The organism is Mesorhizobium sp. WSM4815 (assembly GCF_055811575.1).
Genome location: NZ_JBVVQS010000093.1, coordinates 117,417 through 131,711 on the forward strand (window position 1 = coordinate 117,417; position 14,295 = coordinate 131,711).

Genomic DNA, 14,295 nt, shown 5'->3' on the forward strand with positions numbered 1-14,295 from the left:
CCGGTTGACGAAAAAGAGTGGATCGATCGTCATTGTCTGCTCTGCGGCGCGTAATGGAGGATGACAACACCTGACTTGAGCGTCTTGGTCTCGAGATGCTTCAGGGGTATCCGGCTCGGGCCGCCCTTGAAGAGCGGCGTGCCTCTCCCGAGAATAACGGGGTTGATCCCGAGGTGATACTCGTCGATCAGGCCGTGCTCCATCAGGGTCGCCGTCAGGTCGGCGCTGCCGAACACGAAGATGTCTCCGCCGTCCCTGCTCTTCAGCTTGGAGACTTCTTCCGCGACATTGCCGTTGAAGAGCTTCGTGTTGTTCCAGTCGGCGCTTTTCAGCGTGCGCGAGAAGACCACCTTCTCGATCTTGTTGATGAAATCCGCGATCCAGCCTTGCTCGGACGGCCAATAGGCTGCCATGAGCTCGTAGGTCACCCGGCCGAACATCAGCGTGTCGGCGTTTTCCTGGGTCTCACGAATGTAGTTCTCGAGTTCCTCTTCGAAGACGAACCAGCTGATGTCCCTGTCCGGACCTTCGAAGAAGCCGTCGACGCTCACCATGTCCCATATGATCAGTTTTCTCATAGAACACTCCTCTTCGTGTATCCCTTTGTGAATTCTCGGCCTATCCCGTGAAGCGGAAGCGCATGTTGGTGATCTGCCCCGCTTCCGAGAGCTCGGTCTTCTCCAGCCTGACCGCTCCAGTCCGACCGGCTATGCCGTTCTGACTGAAGCGGCGGATGCCGTCGCTATTGAGGACGGGCGCGACATGGAGGAGGACCTCGTTCACAAGCCCTGATTCGGGCCGACGGGAAATCGCAGCATTTCAGCGGGATGCGACGAAGCGTTCCAGTTTGCCGAGAGTTTGCAGTCCCAGTTCCACGGCACCGAAGCCCTTCGCCTCCTGGAACTCGGCGGCCGTGCTGAATACCATGCCCAGCGTCACCTTCGTTGCCCCGTCCTGGTCCTCGAACGAGGCCCAGGCGTCGGCATGTTTCGGCCCGTTCTCGCCCCAATGCAGCGTATAGCCGATCCTCTCCTCGGGCCGGACCTCGTTATAGAGATGGTGGTTCGGGAAAACCGTGCCGTCAGGCCCGATCATGTCGAATACCCACTCGCCGCCCGCTCGCAGGTCGATCCTCTTCGTTCGACAGGAGAAGCCTTCCGGCCCCCACCATTGCGGCAGCGTTTCAGGGTTCATCCACGAGCCCCACACCATGGACCGCGGCGCCTGAATCACCCGCTGCAGCACCATGGTCCGTTCGGCCGCGCCCGCGAGATTGTCCAGGCCGGCGCCGAAGCCCGCCCGGTAGCCTGCTTCCATGTCCTGCGCCAGCGAGGAAAGTTGCACCGTCACGACCAGCCGGCTGCGCTCGTGCGTGCCTGAAAGATTTGCCGTCACCAGCGCTGCTGATTGCGTCACGCCTTCGCACGAGATCACCTCGTAGTTCACACTGCACATCGATGGCTGCAACGCCAGCCAGCCATTCTCGCAGCGGATGTCCGGCTGGCCCTCTGCCTTGCAGAGCGAGATCTCGCGTCCACCCACCCTGGTGTCGGCCTCCAAAAACTCCACGGTGACCGAGGGCGACGGCGCAGCCCAGATCGCCCGCGCGGCCGGCGCCGTCCAAGCCTCCCACAGCACGGCCAATGGCGCGGCCACGTCCCGTTCGAAGGTCAGCGTCGCAAAACGGCCCTTCCTATCATCGGGCACCGCACGGGTCGCACTGTTTGTAGCGAGGTTCTGTGTCATTCTGCGCGTTCCTTCTTCATCACATTCATCACAAATGCGTCCAACCGGTCGAGCCGAGATTCCCAGATGGCCCGCTGTTCATCGAGCCATGTCCGCGCTGGATCCAGAGCCTCGGGTACGATGGCGCAGGTGCGTATCCGCCCGTCCTTGGACGTGGTGATCAACCCTGCCTCCTCCAGCACGGAAAGGTGCCGCATCACCGTGGGCAGCCGCAGTCCCGTGGGCCCAGCCAGATCCGTTACCCGCGCAGGTGTTTCGGCGAGCCGGGTCAGGATCGACCGGCGGGTCGGATCAGCGAGCGCGTGGAAGAGCAGCGAGAGATCAGGGTCATGCTTAGCCATGTCGCTAACTATCGCCCAAATTGCCGGTGGCGCAAGCGAAAACTTCGTCAAGTCGCTAAGTATTTTTTGCCCAATGCGCCGATTTCTGGGAGCAGGCGGCCGAAGCGCCTCACGCCGCCTGCACGAATGGCCGCTGACCTGTCGCAGCCACGGCTATCTTGTTGTTGGACCATGATCTTCTTTGAAAAGGCGTTCGCCCTTTGCGAGGTCTTGCTCTACTTCTAGGGACGGCATGAGGGCACCGATTCTGGAAGAACGCAGCATTTGAAGTCGGGGAAGTAGCCATGATCGACGACGAGCCGGACAGCGAACGCGTCTCGGCGCTGGCGCCGTTCCGGCACGGCATTTTCCGCGCCGTATGGTCCGCCAGTCTGGTTTCGAATTTCGGTGGCTTGATCCAGGGCGTCGGCGCCGCCTGGATGATGACCACGATCGCCACCTCGTCCTATCAGGTTGCGCTGGTCCAGGCCTCGACCACCTTGCCGATCATGCTGTTTGCGCTCGTTGCCGGGGCCATCGCCGACAGCTTCAACCGGCGCAAGGTCATGCTGATTGCCCAGATCTTCATGCTGGTCGTCTCGGTTCTGCTGACCGTTTTCACCTATCTTGGCTTGATGACGCCATGGACGCTGCTCGCCTTCGCCTTCCTGATCAACAGCGGCACGGCACTTTACAACCCGTCATGGCAGGCTTCCGTCGGCGACATGGTGCCGCGCGCCAAGCTGCCGGCTGCCGTTGCGCTCAACTCGTTGGGCTTCAACCTGACGCGCAGCGTCGGTCCGGCGATCGGCGGCATCATCGTCGCCGCCGCAGGTACCGCAGCGGCCTTTGCCGCCAACGCATTGAGCTATGTCGGGCTGATCATCGTGTTGGCCCGTTGGAAGCCGGACCTGCCGGCCTCGACACTGCCGCGCGAGACGCTTGGCGCGGCGATGGGTGCCGGCCTGCGTTACGTCGCCATGTCGCCCAATATCGGCAAGGTGCTGGTCAGGGGTGCGGCCTTCGGCTTCAGCGCCGGCGCGGTCCTGGCGCTGCTGCCGCTGGTGGCGCGCGACGTCGTCAAGGGCGATGCCTTGACCTACGGCATCATGCTAGGTGCTTTCGGTATCGGTGCCGTCGGCGGCGCGCTGATCAGCGTCCGGCTGCGGCAGATCCTGTCGAGCGAGACGATGGTGCGCATGGCGTTCGGCGGGTTTGCGCTCTGCGCCTTCAATGCCGCCGTCAGCGACCAGGCTTGGCAAACGTCGCTCGGGCTGCTCATCGGCGGCGCCTGCTGGGTGGTCGCGCTGGCGCATTTCAACGTTACCGTGCAGATGTCAACACCGCGCTGGGTGGTCGGCCGGGTGCTCTCGGTCTATCAGACGGCGACCTTCGGCGGCATCGCCCTCGGCAGTTGGATCTGGGGTGTTGTCGCTGATGCGCAAGGCGCCGAATTCGCTCTGACCGCGGCCGCCGTCACGATGCTGGCGGGCGGCGCGATCGGCCTGTTGCTGCCCTTGCCGCAGCAGGCAGTGCTCAACCTCGATCCGCTGAACCGTTTCAAGGAGCCGCATCTTGCGCTCGACCTGAAACTGCGCAGCGGGCCGATCGCCATCATGATCGAGTACATCATCCGCGAGGCGGACGTGCCGGAATTCCTGGCCACCATGGCCGAACGCGGCCGCATCCGCCGCCGCGACGGCGCCCGCAACTGGACGCTGGCCCGCGATCTCGAAAATCCCGCAATATGGATCGAGCACTATCACACGCCGACATGGCTCGAATACATCCGCCACAACAAGCGGGCCACCCATGCCGACGCCGTTGTCGGCGAGCGCCTGCGGGCGCTGCACAGCGGCGACGAGCCGCCGCGCGTCCGCCGCATGATCGAGCGTCCGACAACCGCCGGCACCGCGATCGTCATGCCGAAAGGACCAATCGAGCATTAGGTTGGCGGAAGCCCTGTCGGAGGAAGCACGCGTAAGCTCATTCGCTTGTGCCGCGTTGCGCCGAGAAGCTATTTGACCTTGATGATGACCTTGCCCTTGGCCCGGCCCTGTTCAATGTATGCCAATGCCTCGTTGGTCTGCTCAAGCGGAAAGACGCGATCTATAACCGGGCGGATGACGCCCGTTTCGATGAGCGACGTGATTTTTGTCAACTGCTCGCCATTGGCCGCCATGAACAGGAACGAATATCGGACATCTGCGCGTTTTGCCCGTCTCCTGACGCCTGCGCTCAGAACGCGCATGACCAGGTTCAGCACCCAGTTCAGCCCCTTCTCCCTGGCAAACCCAGGATCGGGCGGACCGGAGATCGAGACGGCTACGCCACCTGGCTTCAACACACGCAGGGACTTTTCGAGGGTCTTGTTGTCCTGGCTGTTCAGGACGACATCGTAGCCCGAAAGCACTTTCTCGAAGTCATCCTTCTTGTAGTCGACAATGACATCGGCGCCCAGCTTCCTGACCATATCCGTGTTCGACGCGCTTGTTGTCGTGGCGACCGTTGCGCCGAGGTGCTTTGCCAATTGGATGGCGAATGTCCCCACTCCGCCGGAGCCGGCCTGAATAAAGACCTTCTGTCCTTTCTTCAGCTTCGCCCTTTCAACCAGCGCCTGCCAGGCGGTCAGCCCCACCAGGGGAATGGACGCAGCCTCTTCCATACTGAGGTTTTTTGGCTTCAGGGCCACGTCCGCATCATTAATGGCGATGTACTCGGCGAACGCTCCGATCCGACCGTCGCGCGCTCGCGCATAGACCTCGTCGCCCGGTTTGAACTGTCGGACTTTCGCGCCGACGCGAATGACCGTTCCGGCCACGTCATGGCCTGCAACGAAGGGCCGGCCGTAGGGCAGGATCAGCTTGAACTCTCCGTCCCTGATCTTGGAGTCCAGCAGATTGACGCTGGCGGCATGGATCTGCACCAGCAGATCATTCTCCCCTACTTCCGGCTCTGGAACCTCTCCAAGCCGTAGGGGAGCTTTTTTTGCATATCGATCGACGATGAAGGCTTTCATTGCAGCTTTCCCAAATTGAGGAGACCCGAAGCGCCAGATCGACATCTCCGAAGCGTCGCCCTATTGCATTATGGTCACTTACTGATAATATGATCGTAATGCAATAGCTGATCGAAGGAGAAAAACATGCGCTACGAGAAAGGCAGGAGGGAAGCATCGCGGCAGCGGATCATGGATGTGGCGACCGAACGGTTTCGCTCCGACGGCATCGCTGCATCAGGTATAGCCGGCATCATGGGCGAGGCGGGACTGACCAACGGCGCTTTCTATCCGCACTTTTCGTCCAAGGCGGCGCTCGTGCGTGAGAGTGTGGCGATCGCCCTGGAGGTTCAGGCGACGCAGATTCAAGCGGCGCTGGCGGCCGGTGGCCTATCCATGGCCATCGACACGTATCTGTCGGCGGAACACCGCGACAATCCAGGCAAAGGTTGCGCTTCAGCCGCGCTGTTGCCCGAAATTGCGCGTGAGCCGGTCGAGACGCGCCAGGTTTACGCCGAGCACCTGCTCAAGCTCGTACGCCCGGTGGCGGCTGAGCTTGCGCCCGACGCCCGTGATCCCGAGGCTGTCGCATTCGGCGTCTTCGCAACCCTGATCGGCACGCTTGAGCTGTCGCGAGCGGTGAACGGAACCGAGCTGTCCGATCGCATTCTTGCGGCTGGCGCGGCAGCGGCGAAGGCGCTGCTTCAGCCCAGCCAAAACGACAAGCCAGTAGAAAGAAAACCATCATGAACGTGCATCATCTGTCGCGACCTGCCGCGATCGTCAAACACAGGGACGTGGCGACGAAAACGGTCGACGTCGGCGGTACGGAATTCGCCTACCGCGAACTCGGGCCCACGTCAGGGGTACCGGTGATCTTTCTGACCCATCTAAGTGCGGTCCTCGACAATTGGGATCCCCGGGTCGTCGATGGCATTGCCGCAAAACGGCGCGTTATCACCTTCGATAACCGCGGTGTTGGCGCATCAGGCGGCTCCACTCCCAACACGGTGGAGGCGATGGCCCGCGACGCGATCGCCTTCATCCGCGCCCTCGGCTTCGAGCAGGTCGACCTGCTCGGCCTGTCTCTTGGCGGCTTCATCGCCCAGGCGATTGTTCAGCTGGAGCCTGATCTGATTCGCAAGATCATCCTCGCGGGAACCGGCCCAGCCGGGGGTACCGGCATCGACAGGGTGACGTCCGTCACCATCTTCGACATGATCCGCGGCGCGCTGACCATCAGGGACCCAAAGAACTACCTCTTCTTCACCCAAAGCCCCAACGGCAAGAAGGCGGCGCGCGAGTTTCTGCAGCGCTTGAACGAACGGACCAATGACCGCGACAAGCCCATCGCCCTCGGCGCTTTCAGCCAGCAGCTCAAGGCGATCCGTGCCTTTGGCCTTGAGCGCCCTGCCGACCTGTCGCGTATCCGGCACCCGGTCCTTGTGGTGAATGGCGATCACGACAGAATGGTGCCCACCAGCAATTCCGTCGACCTGGCACGGCGCTTACCCAATGCCGAGTTGGTCCTGTACGAGGACGGCGGGCATACGGCCATTTTCCAGTATCACGGCGCCTTCGTGGAGAAGGCGCTGGACTTCCTCGAGGGCTAGTCAGGCGGTGCCGGTGTGTCGAGTTTGGTGAGAAATGACGCTTCGATCCATGCGCTAACCTGACGGGCAACACCGTACACTAGGTCGGGGAAGCCCTGAGGAAGGAAGCGCACGCAAGCTAATTCGCCGAATCTGCGTTGCGTCGACAACGGACCTTCAGTCTGTTCCCGTAAAGCAAACAAGACTGCCAAGTGACAACCCGCGCGTCAGGATGCAGCGCGCAGGCTCGTACGGACGCGCCGCCTGCTTGTGGCGCGGGACTTCTCCGCCACGACACCGGTGATCTCGACCACGCCGTTCTCATGCGGTTTGGCGTTTGTGACCTTGTGGAGACGCTCATAGGGCAACAGTTCCTTGACCCGGGCGTCGAGCACCGCGACTTCGGCTCGCAGATCCTCGCATTCCTGCCTCTGGACATCGAGCTGTATCTGTTCGGATGCCTGCTGCAGGGAAAGCTGCGAAAAATTCGCACTCACGGTCGAAAGGTGCATCTTGTCGTTTTCGTTCTCCTTTCTGAGAACGGACAACCTTTCCTCCGCAATTTGCTTTTCGGCGACAGCGTCGCTCCATTGAGCCTTGAGATTGGCGATCTCGCTCGCGGCTTGATTGTTCTCGCTCGAGGCGACTTCCAATCGTGATTGGAGGTTGCGAATTTCAGAACGCAGGCCGCCGATCTCCGTGAAACTACGCGCACGTTCGGCTTCCCTGTCACCTTCCATGATACGGGCCGCTTCCGTCATTTCCGACAGCTTCGCTTGCGCGATATCGAGCGATTTCTGCAGCCGCATCTCCTCTTGTTCGCTCTTGCCGAGCGCAGCCAGCAGTTCCGAAAGTCGCGCCGCGTCACTGGCATGAATCGTCGAGATCTCGTCCAGCCTGTGCCGCGCCTCAGCTTCCCGCTTCAGCGCCTTGTCGAAATCGATCGACAAGCTGACATGCTTTTCCCGCAATATCTCGTTCTCGCGCGCGCATCGGTTGGCCTCGGCCGTTCTGGCCGAGAGCGTTTTGACGAGGTCGCCGAACTCCGCTTCGCGTTCTGCGCTCGCATTGCCTGCCACGACGAGTTCCAGCCTTGCTGCAGCCAGCGCACTGCGAAGTGCCTCCTTGTCCTCGGCCAGGCTTATCTCGCGCTGCTGCAGGGCCTCGACGGCGCTTTCGCGCTCGCGCTGCTTTCTGGTCGCATCGTGGAACTGCTCCGATAGCACCCTTTGCTGCGTGGTCAGGCCGACATTTGCCAGTTCCAGTTCGTTGGCGCGAAGAATGTCCCCGTGAAGCAGCTTCAGGAATTCGCCGGTCAGATGATGCGAGGTCGCGATCTCCGACAGTTTCGTGTTGATCTCCTCCAGATACTCGTGCGCATCGTCAAACAGCCCCTCAACGGCATCCAGCGCAGCCAGGCGGGTTTGTGTGTGGGAGGTCAGGCGCCGTGCGATCTCGGGAGTGTCGGCATCGTCCTCGGGCTGAGAGTTGTCGTTCCTTGCCGCGAGATTCTCATCCGGAACGTTGTCCAACGGCGATTGGTCGTCCAGGTTGAGACACTCATCGAACGCCTCCGCCAAATCGGCTTCGAGTTCCTTGAATGCCCTGTCCACCGTCTCGGCACGCTTGATCAGACTTCTGATTTTCATGACTGAACATCCCCTACTGTAACGCCATCTGGGGTCTCGATCCTCGCCTCCCGGATACGGGTTCATCCCCTTCCCCCTGATCGCGCGGTGGCGCATGAGGCGAGCCCACGCTAGGGACGGGCTTGGCCACTGTCCTCGTCTGTTTGAATGATGCAAACCTTGTAACTGCCAGTGTGGACAGCGCAGCTCCACTGCGGCGATAAAACCCATCGTCATATCGGGAACCGCGTTGACGTAAACGTCAACCCGAAGCTATATGCGCCGGCGACCTTGATCGCGAAATGCGCAAGACGGCGACTTCGGGCCGGATCAAAGTGCCCCAGACCGAAGTGCCCCAGACCGAAGTGCAATGGGGTGCGACAAACGCAACGAGACGAGGAGAACGGCCATGGGCGTTCAGGAAATTGCCGACAAGATCAGCGCGCGCGTGGCGAGTGCCGGGTTCGATCGTTCCGTGAAATTCGATACCGGAGGCGACGGCGTCATCGTCATCGACGGCGCTGCTGTATCGACCACCGACGCGCCGGCCGACTGCACGATAAAGCTTTCGCTCGACGATCTGGAATCGCTGATATCAGGCGATCTCAACCCGACCATGGCGTTCATGTCCGGCAAGATAAAGGTCGAAGGCGACATGAGCGTCGCCATGGCGCTGAGCCAGTTGATCGGCTGATCCACTCCAAACCTGGATGGAAACAAACCGCCGCCCGATGGCAGCGGCTTGTTTCCGATCCGTCAGGCTGCCAGCGGCAGCCGCTGTGCCTTCAGCTTGCGCCCCGCCGCCTTCAGCGTGCCCTGCGCGCCGGCGAGCACGCCTTCCACCAGTTCCAGCGCCAGCAGGCGGTGCCGCTCATAAGGTCCCGGCATGGCCAGCGAGCCGGTTTTTTCGGCCGAGAACCCGAAGCGTTGGTAATAGGGCGCATCGCCGACCAGCAGGACCGCAGCATGACCGAGGCGCGCCGCTTCAGCGATTGCATGGCGCATCAGCGCCGAGCCGATGCCGGCATTCTTGATTGTCGGCTCGACGGCGAGCGGACCAAGCAGAAGGGCTGACCTACCGCCCTCGCCCAGCACGACATCCCAGAGCCGCACGGTGCCGGTGACAGCGCCCGATGCGTCGCGTGCGACAAAGGTCAGGCCTTCCGAAGGCCGGCGGCCGCGCCGCAGCTTTTCCGATGATTTCTTCCGGCGCTTCGGCCCCATGGCGCGATCGAGCAAAGCCTCGCGCGCCGGGACGTCGGCGGCGGTTTCGGCGGTGATGACGAAAGCGCTGGTATTCTCCCCCCTCGAGGGGGAGATTGAGCGCTGCACAGCGCCATCAACGATGAAATCCAAAACGTCCATTTCCGCGATCCTTCACGAGCGGATTGTTCCACAGGCGAACCGAAGCGGGCGATCTCGTCGCCCGCACCGGGTGATCTGACCGGCTCTTGCGAGCCGTCAGATCACGTAGGATCGGAGAGGCTCGAAGCCGTTGAAGGCGACCGAGGCGTAGGTCGTCGTGTAGGCGCCGGTGCCCTCGATCAGCACTTCGTCGCCGATGGTCAGCGACAGGGGCAGCGGATACGGCGTCTTCTCGTACATCACGTCAGCCGAATCGCAGGTCGGGCCGGCGAGCACGCACGGCGCGGTCTCGGTGCCGTCATGCGCGGTGACGATCGGGTAGCGGATCGCCTCGTCCATCGTCTCGGCGAGACCGCCGAACTTGCCGATGTCGAGGAACACCCAGCGGACATTGTCGTTGTCGGCCTTCTTCGAGATCAGCACGACTTCCGACTTGATGACGCCGGCATTGCCGACCATGCCGCGGCCCGGTTCGATGATGGTCTCGGGAATCGCGTTGCCGAAATGCTTGCGCAGCGCCGAGAAGATCGCCTGGCCATAGGCCTGGGCCACCGGCACGTCCCTGAGGTAACGGGTCGGGAAACCGCCGCCCATATTGACCATCTTGAGCACAATGCCTTCGTCAGCGAGCGTAGCGAACACCTTTTTGGCGTCGCCGAGCGCGCGGTCCCAGGCGGTCAGGTCGGTCTGCTGCGAGCCGACATGGAACGACACGCCATAGGCGTCCAGCCCGAGCGCCCTCGCATGGCGCAGCACGTCGACCGCCATCGCCGGCACGCAGCCGAACTTGCGCGACAGCGGCCATTCGGCGCCTTCGCCGTCGGTCAGCACGCGGCAGAACACACGGGCGCCGGGTGCAACGCGGGCGATCTTCTCGACCTCCTCGACGCAATCCACCGCGAACAGCCGGATACCGAGCTGATAGGCGCGCTGGATGTCGCGCTCCTTCTTGATGGTGTTGCCGAAGGAGATGCGGTCCGCCGGCGCGCCGGCGTCCATCGCCATCTCGACTTCGGCAACGGAAGCGGTGTCGAAGGACGAGCCCATCGCAGCAAGCAGGCGCAGGATTTCCGGCGCCGGATTTGCTTTCACCGCATAGTAGATTTTCGAATCGGGAAGCGCCTTCTCGAAGGCGCGGAAATTGTCGCGCACGACATCGAGATCGACGACGAGGCAAGGGCCGTTCGGACGTCGGGTGGCGAGGAAGTCAAGGATGCGCTGGGTAGCCATCGGGGTCTCTCCATAGCGCCTTTCGGCGCGCACAAAGGCTGCGGGACGCGGGTCATCGACCTCACGAACACGCGGTGGACAAAGGCGGGACGTCGATCCATGGAACCAGCCGGTGGAGACCCCGGAACCATGAAGCGCCGTCTCGCGGCGGTGAACCTTGGCCTTGCCCGGCCTCGGTTCGCTTTGTCTGCCTTGGCTTGGATTGGGAGAACCCGTTCCGCACTGCCGGCAATGAAGGTGTGCCTCTTCAGTAACCCCGGTCTTTGGACGACCGGCAGAACACCAGAAAGGCCCGCACCGTCGTTGCTTCAAGGTGTCCTCGGTCTGGCGGTTGGCCGCTAAACCGACTGGAGGGGTTAGCTCCAGTTACCTTACCGATATCCCTCACCATTTTGAGGATCGGCGGACACCCACAGGCACGTGCGACTTTGGGCAAGCGCGATATAAGGTCGATGGATTTCACAATCAATAAAAATCGTACGCCAGGTTGTAAAATTCCTGGCGTCGAACAATGTTGCAACAACTGTATCCGGATATCGAACGCATGGCAGGCACTCGCGGCCCTCTGAACGCTTTTCTCGACCTCGATGGTATACCTGTATCCAATGCGCAATCCGGCCCGCTTGCCGCCCTGCGACTGGCCGTCAAGGATATTTACGACGTCGCCGGCTACCGCACCGGCTGCAGCAATCCGCGAAAATACCAGCAGGCTTCACCCGCCTCGGCGACGGCGCCGGCCGTCCAGGCGCTGCTTGATTCGGGCGCGCGCTTCGTCGGCAAGACGCAGACCGACGAACTGGCCTTCTCGCTGATGGGGCTGAACGCGCATTTCCCGTCGCCGGTCAATCCGGCAGCACCTGATCGCGTCACCGGCGGCTCGTCCTCCGGTTCCGCCGCCGCGGTCGCCGGCGGGCTGGCCGACATCGCCACCGGATCCGATACCGGCGGCTCGATCCGCGCCCCGGCAAGCTTTTGTGGGCTGATCGGTCTGAGGACCACGCATGGCCGCATCTCGCTAGAAGGCGCCATGCCGCTGGCCCCTTCACTTGATACGTTCGGCTGGTTCGCCAGAGACATGGTCACCTACGAAAAGGTCGGCGCGGTGCTGCTCGGCGACGATCCTCACAACCACAAATTGCAGCGCCCCCTCGTCCTGGATGCGCTGGACGGGCTCGTGCTCGGCCCGCGGGAAGCCAACGAGTATCGCGCCATGGTCCGCACTGTCGCATCGATGCTGGGCGCGCCGCGCACCGTTGCCCCGCTGTCGCATTCCACCGACGATCTCTATTGGTGCTTCCGCAAGTTGCAGGGGTACGAGGCGTGGCAAAATCATGGTGCCTGGATCGCCGGCGGCGATCGGATGCTCGGCCCCGGCGTTAAGGAGCGTTTCGAGCATGGCGCAACCATCGACGCGGCAACCGCGCAATTTGAAACGGAACGTCGCGTTTCGTTTCGGCTTGAGCTTGCCGACCTGCTTGGCGAGGACGGTGTTCTTGTGCTGCCGACCGCTCCGGGTGCCGCCCCGCTCAAGGCCGCCTCATTCGACGATTTGCAGATCTATCGCGAACGCGCGCTAAGACTGTTGTGTCTTTCCGGTCTGTCCGGCTTTCCGCAGATCACCCTGCCGCTGGGCCTGGTTGACGGCGCCCCGTTCGGCCTCTCGCTGCTCGGACCGAAAAACAGCGACCGGCAGCTGATGGCGCTTGCCGCGCGCATCCTTTCAGCCCACCAGAGGAGCGCATGACATGGATACGCTGACCCGCATGCGCGCCTTCATCGACGTTGTCGAGGCCGAAGGATTTTCGGCAGCGGCGCGCAAGATCGGCCGCTCCAAGGCGCTGCTGTCGAAATATGTGCGCGAGTTGGAGGACGAGCTCGGCGCGCTGCTGCTCAACCGCACCACCAGGCAGTTCTCGCTGACCGAGGCCGGCCACACCTATTACCGCCGCGCCTCGGAAATCGTCCGCGAGGTCGACAGCCTGGCCGATGCGGTGCGCGAATCCTCCGGCGACGTGCGCGGCAGGATCAAGCTGTCGGCGCCGCGCACCTTTGCCGATGCGCCGATCGGCCTATCGCTGATCGACTTCGCCAAGCAGCATCCCGACATCGTGCTCGACATTCATCTCGACGACCGCTTCGTCGATCTGGTCGAGGAAGGTTTCGATCTCGCCGTGCGCATTTCGCGGCTGGAAAGCTCCTCGCTGATCGCCAGGCGCCTGGCGCCGTTCTCGGTGCGGCTGTGCGCATCTCCCGAGCTGATCGCCAGGCACGGCATGCCGGCGCGGCCGCAGGACCTTGGCCGCATGCCCTGCATCATCGACACCAATGGCCGCTGGCTGACCAACTGGCCGTTCAAGGGCGACAGCGGCGACACGGTGACCGTTTCGGTCTCCGGTCCGATCGAGGTCAACAGTCCGATGGCGGCAAGAGCCGCCGCCGTGGCGGGATTGGGATTTTCCGTCCTACCGGATTTCATCGCCGCGCCCGATATCGACAGTGGCCGGCTGGTGACCGCGCTGGATGACCGCATCCTGCCGGGTGGCGGCATTTTCGCCGTCTATCCGCACCGGCGCTATTTGCCTGCGAAAGTTCGCGTCTTTGTCGATTTCCTGGTGCAGTGGTTCAAGTCGATTGACAATGCATGAGCTTTTAGCCGCCCGGGGTCCCATTTTCGCCCGCTTTCTGGTAACTCTCGACAATCACCGAAGTCGATGGAATCACCACCCAGAATGAACCTGAAGCGGCAAGCAATCATGATGGCTTCGGCCATGGCGGCGACATTTGCCACGGTCGGGCCAGCCGACGTGCATCCCCACGTCTTCGCCGAGGCTCGCCTCGAAGTGATCCTCAGCCCGGATCACCAAAGCGTGAAGGCCTTGCGCCATGTCTGGCGCTTCGACGATTTGTTTTCGAGCACGGTGATGATGGAGTTCGACAAGAATTCCGACCTGAAGCTCGACGACAAGGAACTGAAGGAAGTCGCCGATACCGTCCATGCTTCGCTGGCGGAGTTCAATTACTTCCAGCTCGTCACCGTCGACGGCAAGGATGAGGCGATGAGCCCGCCGCCGCAGCTGATGGCGAATTTCGACAACGACCAGCTCATTATCCTGTTCGAATCCGAACCCAAGGCGCCGACCAGGCTGGCCGGCAAGATCGATATCGGCGTCTATGACCCGACCTTCTACACGGCGATCGACTTCACCGAGGATGCCAATATGCAGGTCGCCGACTTGCCGTCGACATGCACGAGCAAGGTCGTTCGTCCGAACCCCGACGAGGCGATCGCCGCGAACCAGAAGAACCTGACGGACGCCTTCTTCAATGATCCGACAGGCACCGATATGAGCAAGATATTTGCGACCAAGCTTGAACTGAACTGTCAGCCAAAAGGATAATCCGGTGACGAAACCGTC

At 62.1% G+C, this 14,295-nt stretch carries 15 protein-coding genes; 7 read left to right on the forward strand and 8 right to left on the reverse strand.

Translation table 11 applies throughout. The annotated features are described in order from the left end of the window. Positions 1 to 29: 29 nt before the first annotated feature. Genes AC0L2B_RS15575 through AC0L2B_RS15590 form a run of 4 tightly spaced genes read right to left on the reverse strand, consistent with a single transcriptional unit; the run spans position 30 to position 2,087 of the window. Positions 30 to 578: a dihydrofolate reductase family protein gene (locus AC0L2B_RS15575; protein WP_287121835.1), complete on the reverse strand. Its 549-nt coding sequence runs from the start codon at positions 576 to 578 to the stop codon at positions 30 to 32. A 40-nt stretch (positions 579 to 618) separates the two neighbouring features. Beyond that, positions 619 to 783: a hypothetical protein gene (locus tag AC0L2B_RS15580; RefSeq protein ID WP_287121836.1), complete on the reverse strand. Its 165-nt coding sequence runs from the start codon at positions 781 to 783 to the stop codon at positions 619 to 621. Positions 784 to 819: 36 nt separating this feature from the next. Further along, positions 820 to 1,746, reverse strand: a complete 927-nt coding sequence (locus AC0L2B_RS15585; RefSeq protein ID WP_287053278.1) for an SRPBCC family protein — start codon at positions 1,744 to 1,746, stop codon at positions 820 to 822. Continuing rightward, complete coding sequence (locus AC0L2B_RS15590) at positions 1,743 to 2,087, reverse strand: ArsR/SmtB family transcription factor (RefSeq protein WP_287053279.1); 345 nt, start codon at positions 2,085 to 2,087, stop codon at positions 1,743 to 1,745. The genes AC0L2B_RS15585 and AC0L2B_RS15590 overlap by 4 nt, the downstream gene beginning before the upstream one ends. A 284-nt stretch (positions 2,088 to 2,371) precedes the next feature. On the opposite strand from AC0L2B_RS15590, the gene AC0L2B_RS15595 reads away from it, so the two are divergent. Continuing rightward, positions 2,372 to 4,015, forward strand: coding sequence for an MFS transporter (locus AC0L2B_RS15595; RefSeq protein ID WP_128183510.1), 1,644 nt, complete (start codon positions 2,372 to 2,374; stop codon positions 4,013 to 4,015). A gap of 68 nt (positions 4,016 to 4,083) precedes the next feature. On the opposite strand, the gene AC0L2B_RS15600 is transcribed toward AC0L2B_RS15595, so the two are convergent. Continuing rightward, a complete protein-coding gene (locus tag AC0L2B_RS15600) occupies positions 4,084 to 5,085 on the reverse strand; it encodes an NADP-dependent oxidoreductase (protein WP_473745955.1) in 1,002 nt (333 codons plus the stop codon). Positions 5,086 to 5,211: 126 nt separating this feature from the next. Here AC0L2B_RS15600 and AC0L2B_RS15605 point away from each other — a divergent pair, with 126 nt between their 5' ends. Together AC0L2B_RS15605 and AC0L2B_RS15610 are read left to right on the forward strand one after the other, a co-directional pair. Continuing rightward, entirely contained in the window at positions 5,212 to 5,814 is a 603-nt protein-coding gene (locus AC0L2B_RS15605) for a TetR/AcrR family transcriptional regulator (protein WP_473745956.1), read from the forward strand. Next, positions 5,811 to 6,677 carry an alpha/beta fold hydrolase gene (locus AC0L2B_RS15610; RefSeq protein WP_473745957.1) on the forward strand — a complete coding sequence of 289 codons (867 nt, stop codon included), beginning with the start codon at positions 5,811 to 5,813 and terminating at the stop codon, positions 6,675 to 6,677. The genes AC0L2B_RS15605 and AC0L2B_RS15610 overlap by 4 nt, the downstream gene beginning before the upstream one ends. Positions 6,678 to 6,883: 206 nt before the next feature. On the opposite strand, the gene AC0L2B_RS15615 is transcribed toward AC0L2B_RS15610, so the two are convergent. Then, positions 6,884 to 8,305 carry a coiled-coil domain-containing protein gene (locus AC0L2B_RS15615; protein WP_473746025.1) on the reverse strand — a complete coding sequence of 474 codons (1,422 nt, stop codon included), beginning with the start codon at positions 8,303 to 8,305 and terminating at the stop codon, positions 6,884 to 6,886. A gap of 388 nt (positions 8,306 to 8,693) precedes the next feature. Here AC0L2B_RS15615 and AC0L2B_RS15620 point away from each other — a divergent pair, with 388 nt between their 5' ends. Beyond that, on the forward strand, positions 8,694 to 8,978 hold the full coding sequence (locus AC0L2B_RS15620; protein WP_023798033.1) for an SCP2 sterol-binding domain-containing protein: 285 nt from the start codon (positions 8,694 to 8,696) through the stop codon (positions 8,976 to 8,978). Between the two features lie 62 nt (positions 8,979 to 9,040). Here AC0L2B_RS15620 and AC0L2B_RS15625 read toward each other — a convergent pair whose 3' ends face one another. Together AC0L2B_RS15625 and odc2 are read right to left on the reverse strand one after the other, a co-directional pair. Next, on the reverse strand, positions 9,041 to 9,649 hold the full coding sequence (locus AC0L2B_RS15625; protein ID WP_473745958.1) for a GNAT family N-acetyltransferase: 609 nt from the start codon (positions 9,647 to 9,649) through the stop codon (positions 9,041 to 9,043). 96 nt (positions 9,650 to 9,745) lie between these two features. Next, positions 9,746 to 10,879: an ornithine/lysine decarboxylase gene (gene odc2 / locus AC0L2B_RS15630; protein WP_091594841.1), complete on the reverse strand. Its 1,134-nt coding sequence runs from the start codon at positions 10,877 to 10,879 to the stop codon at positions 9,746 to 9,748. Between the two features lie 544 nt (positions 10,880 to 11,423). Here odc2 and AC0L2B_RS15635 point away from each other — a divergent pair. The 3 genes from AC0L2B_RS15635 (at position 11,424) to AC0L2B_RS15645 (ending at position 14,277) form a co-directional block, all read left to right on the forward strand. Beyond that, positions 11,424 to 12,623, forward strand: coding sequence for an amidase (locus AC0L2B_RS15635; RefSeq protein ID WP_473745959.1), 1,200 nt, complete (start codon positions 11,424 to 11,426; stop codon positions 12,621 to 12,623). A gap of 1 nt (position 12,624) precedes the next feature. After that, the gene (locus tag AC0L2B_RS15640; protein ID WP_473745960.1) at positions 12,625 to 13,524 is read left to right on the forward strand and encodes a LysR family transcriptional regulator; all 900 of its coding nucleotides are present in this window, start codon (positions 12,625 to 12,627) and stop codon (positions 13,522 to 13,524) included. A gap of 84 nt (positions 13,525 to 13,608) precedes the next feature. After that, positions 13,609 to 14,277 (forward strand): DUF1007 family protein, encoded by a 669-nt coding sequence (locus AC0L2B_RS15645; protein ID WP_023798037.1) that lies wholly within the window; start codon positions 13,609 to 13,611, stop codon positions 14,275 to 14,277. Positions 14,278 to 14,295: the final 18 nt, after the last annotated feature.

What these genes read in the sequence shown, in the direction of transcription:
- AC0L2B_RS15575 (WP_287121835.1), bottom strand. Translation starts at nt 578, where the DNA reads ATGAGAAAACTGATCATATGGGACATGGTGAGCGTCGACGGCTTCTTC.
- AC0L2B_RS15615 (WP_473746025.1), bottom strand. Translation starts at nt 8,305, where the DNA reads ATGAAAATCAGAAGTCTGATCAAGCGTGCCGAGACGGTGGACAGGGCA.
- odc2 (WP_091594841.1), bottom strand. Translation starts at nt 10,879, where the DNA reads ATGGCTACCCAGCGCATCCTTGACTTCCTCGCCACCCGACGTCCGAAC.
- AC0L2B_RS15645 (WP_023798037.1), top strand. Translation starts at nt 13,609, where the DNA reads ATGAACCTGAAGCGGCAAGCAATCATGATGGCTTCGGCCATGGCGGCG.
- AC0L2B_RS15625 (WP_473745958.1), bottom strand. Translation starts at nt 9,649, where the DNA reads ATGGACGTTTTGGATTTCATCGTTGATGGCGCTGTGCAGCGCTCAATC.
- AC0L2B_RS15635 (WP_473745959.1), top strand. Translation starts at nt 11,424, where the DNA reads ATGGCAGGCACTCGCGGCCCTCTGAACGCTTTTCTCGACCTCGATGGT.
- AC0L2B_RS15600 (WP_473745955.1), bottom strand. Translation starts at nt 5,085, where the DNA reads ATGAAAGCCTTCATCGTCGATCGATATGCAAAAAAAGCTCCCCTACGG.
- AC0L2B_RS15620 (WP_023798033.1), top strand. Translation starts at nt 8,694, where the DNA reads ATGGGCGTTCAGGAAATTGCCGACAAGATCAGCGCGCGCGTGGCGAGT.
- AC0L2B_RS15595 (WP_128183510.1), top strand. Translation starts at nt 2,372, where the DNA reads ATGATCGACGACGAGCCGGACAGCGAACGCGTCTCGGCGCTGGCGCCG.
- AC0L2B_RS15610 (WP_473745957.1), top strand. Translation starts at nt 5,811, where the DNA reads ATGAACGTGCATCATCTGTCGCGACCTGCCGCGATCGTCAAACACAGG.
- AC0L2B_RS15605 (WP_473745956.1), top strand. Translation starts at nt 5,212, where the DNA reads ATGCGCTACGAGAAAGGCAGGAGGGAAGCATCGCGGCAGCGGATCATG.
- AC0L2B_RS15585 (WP_287053278.1), bottom strand. Translation starts at nt 1,746, where the DNA reads ATGACACAGAACCTCGCTACAAACAGTGCGACCCGTGCGGTGCCCGAT.
- AC0L2B_RS15640 (WP_473745960.1), top strand. Translation starts at nt 12,625, where the DNA reads ATGGATACGCTGACCCGCATGCGCGCCTTCATCGACGTTGTCGAGGCC.
- AC0L2B_RS15590 (WP_287053279.1), bottom strand. Translation starts at nt 2,087, where the DNA reads ATGGCTAAGCATGACCCTGATCTCTCGCTGCTCTTCCACGCGCTCGCT.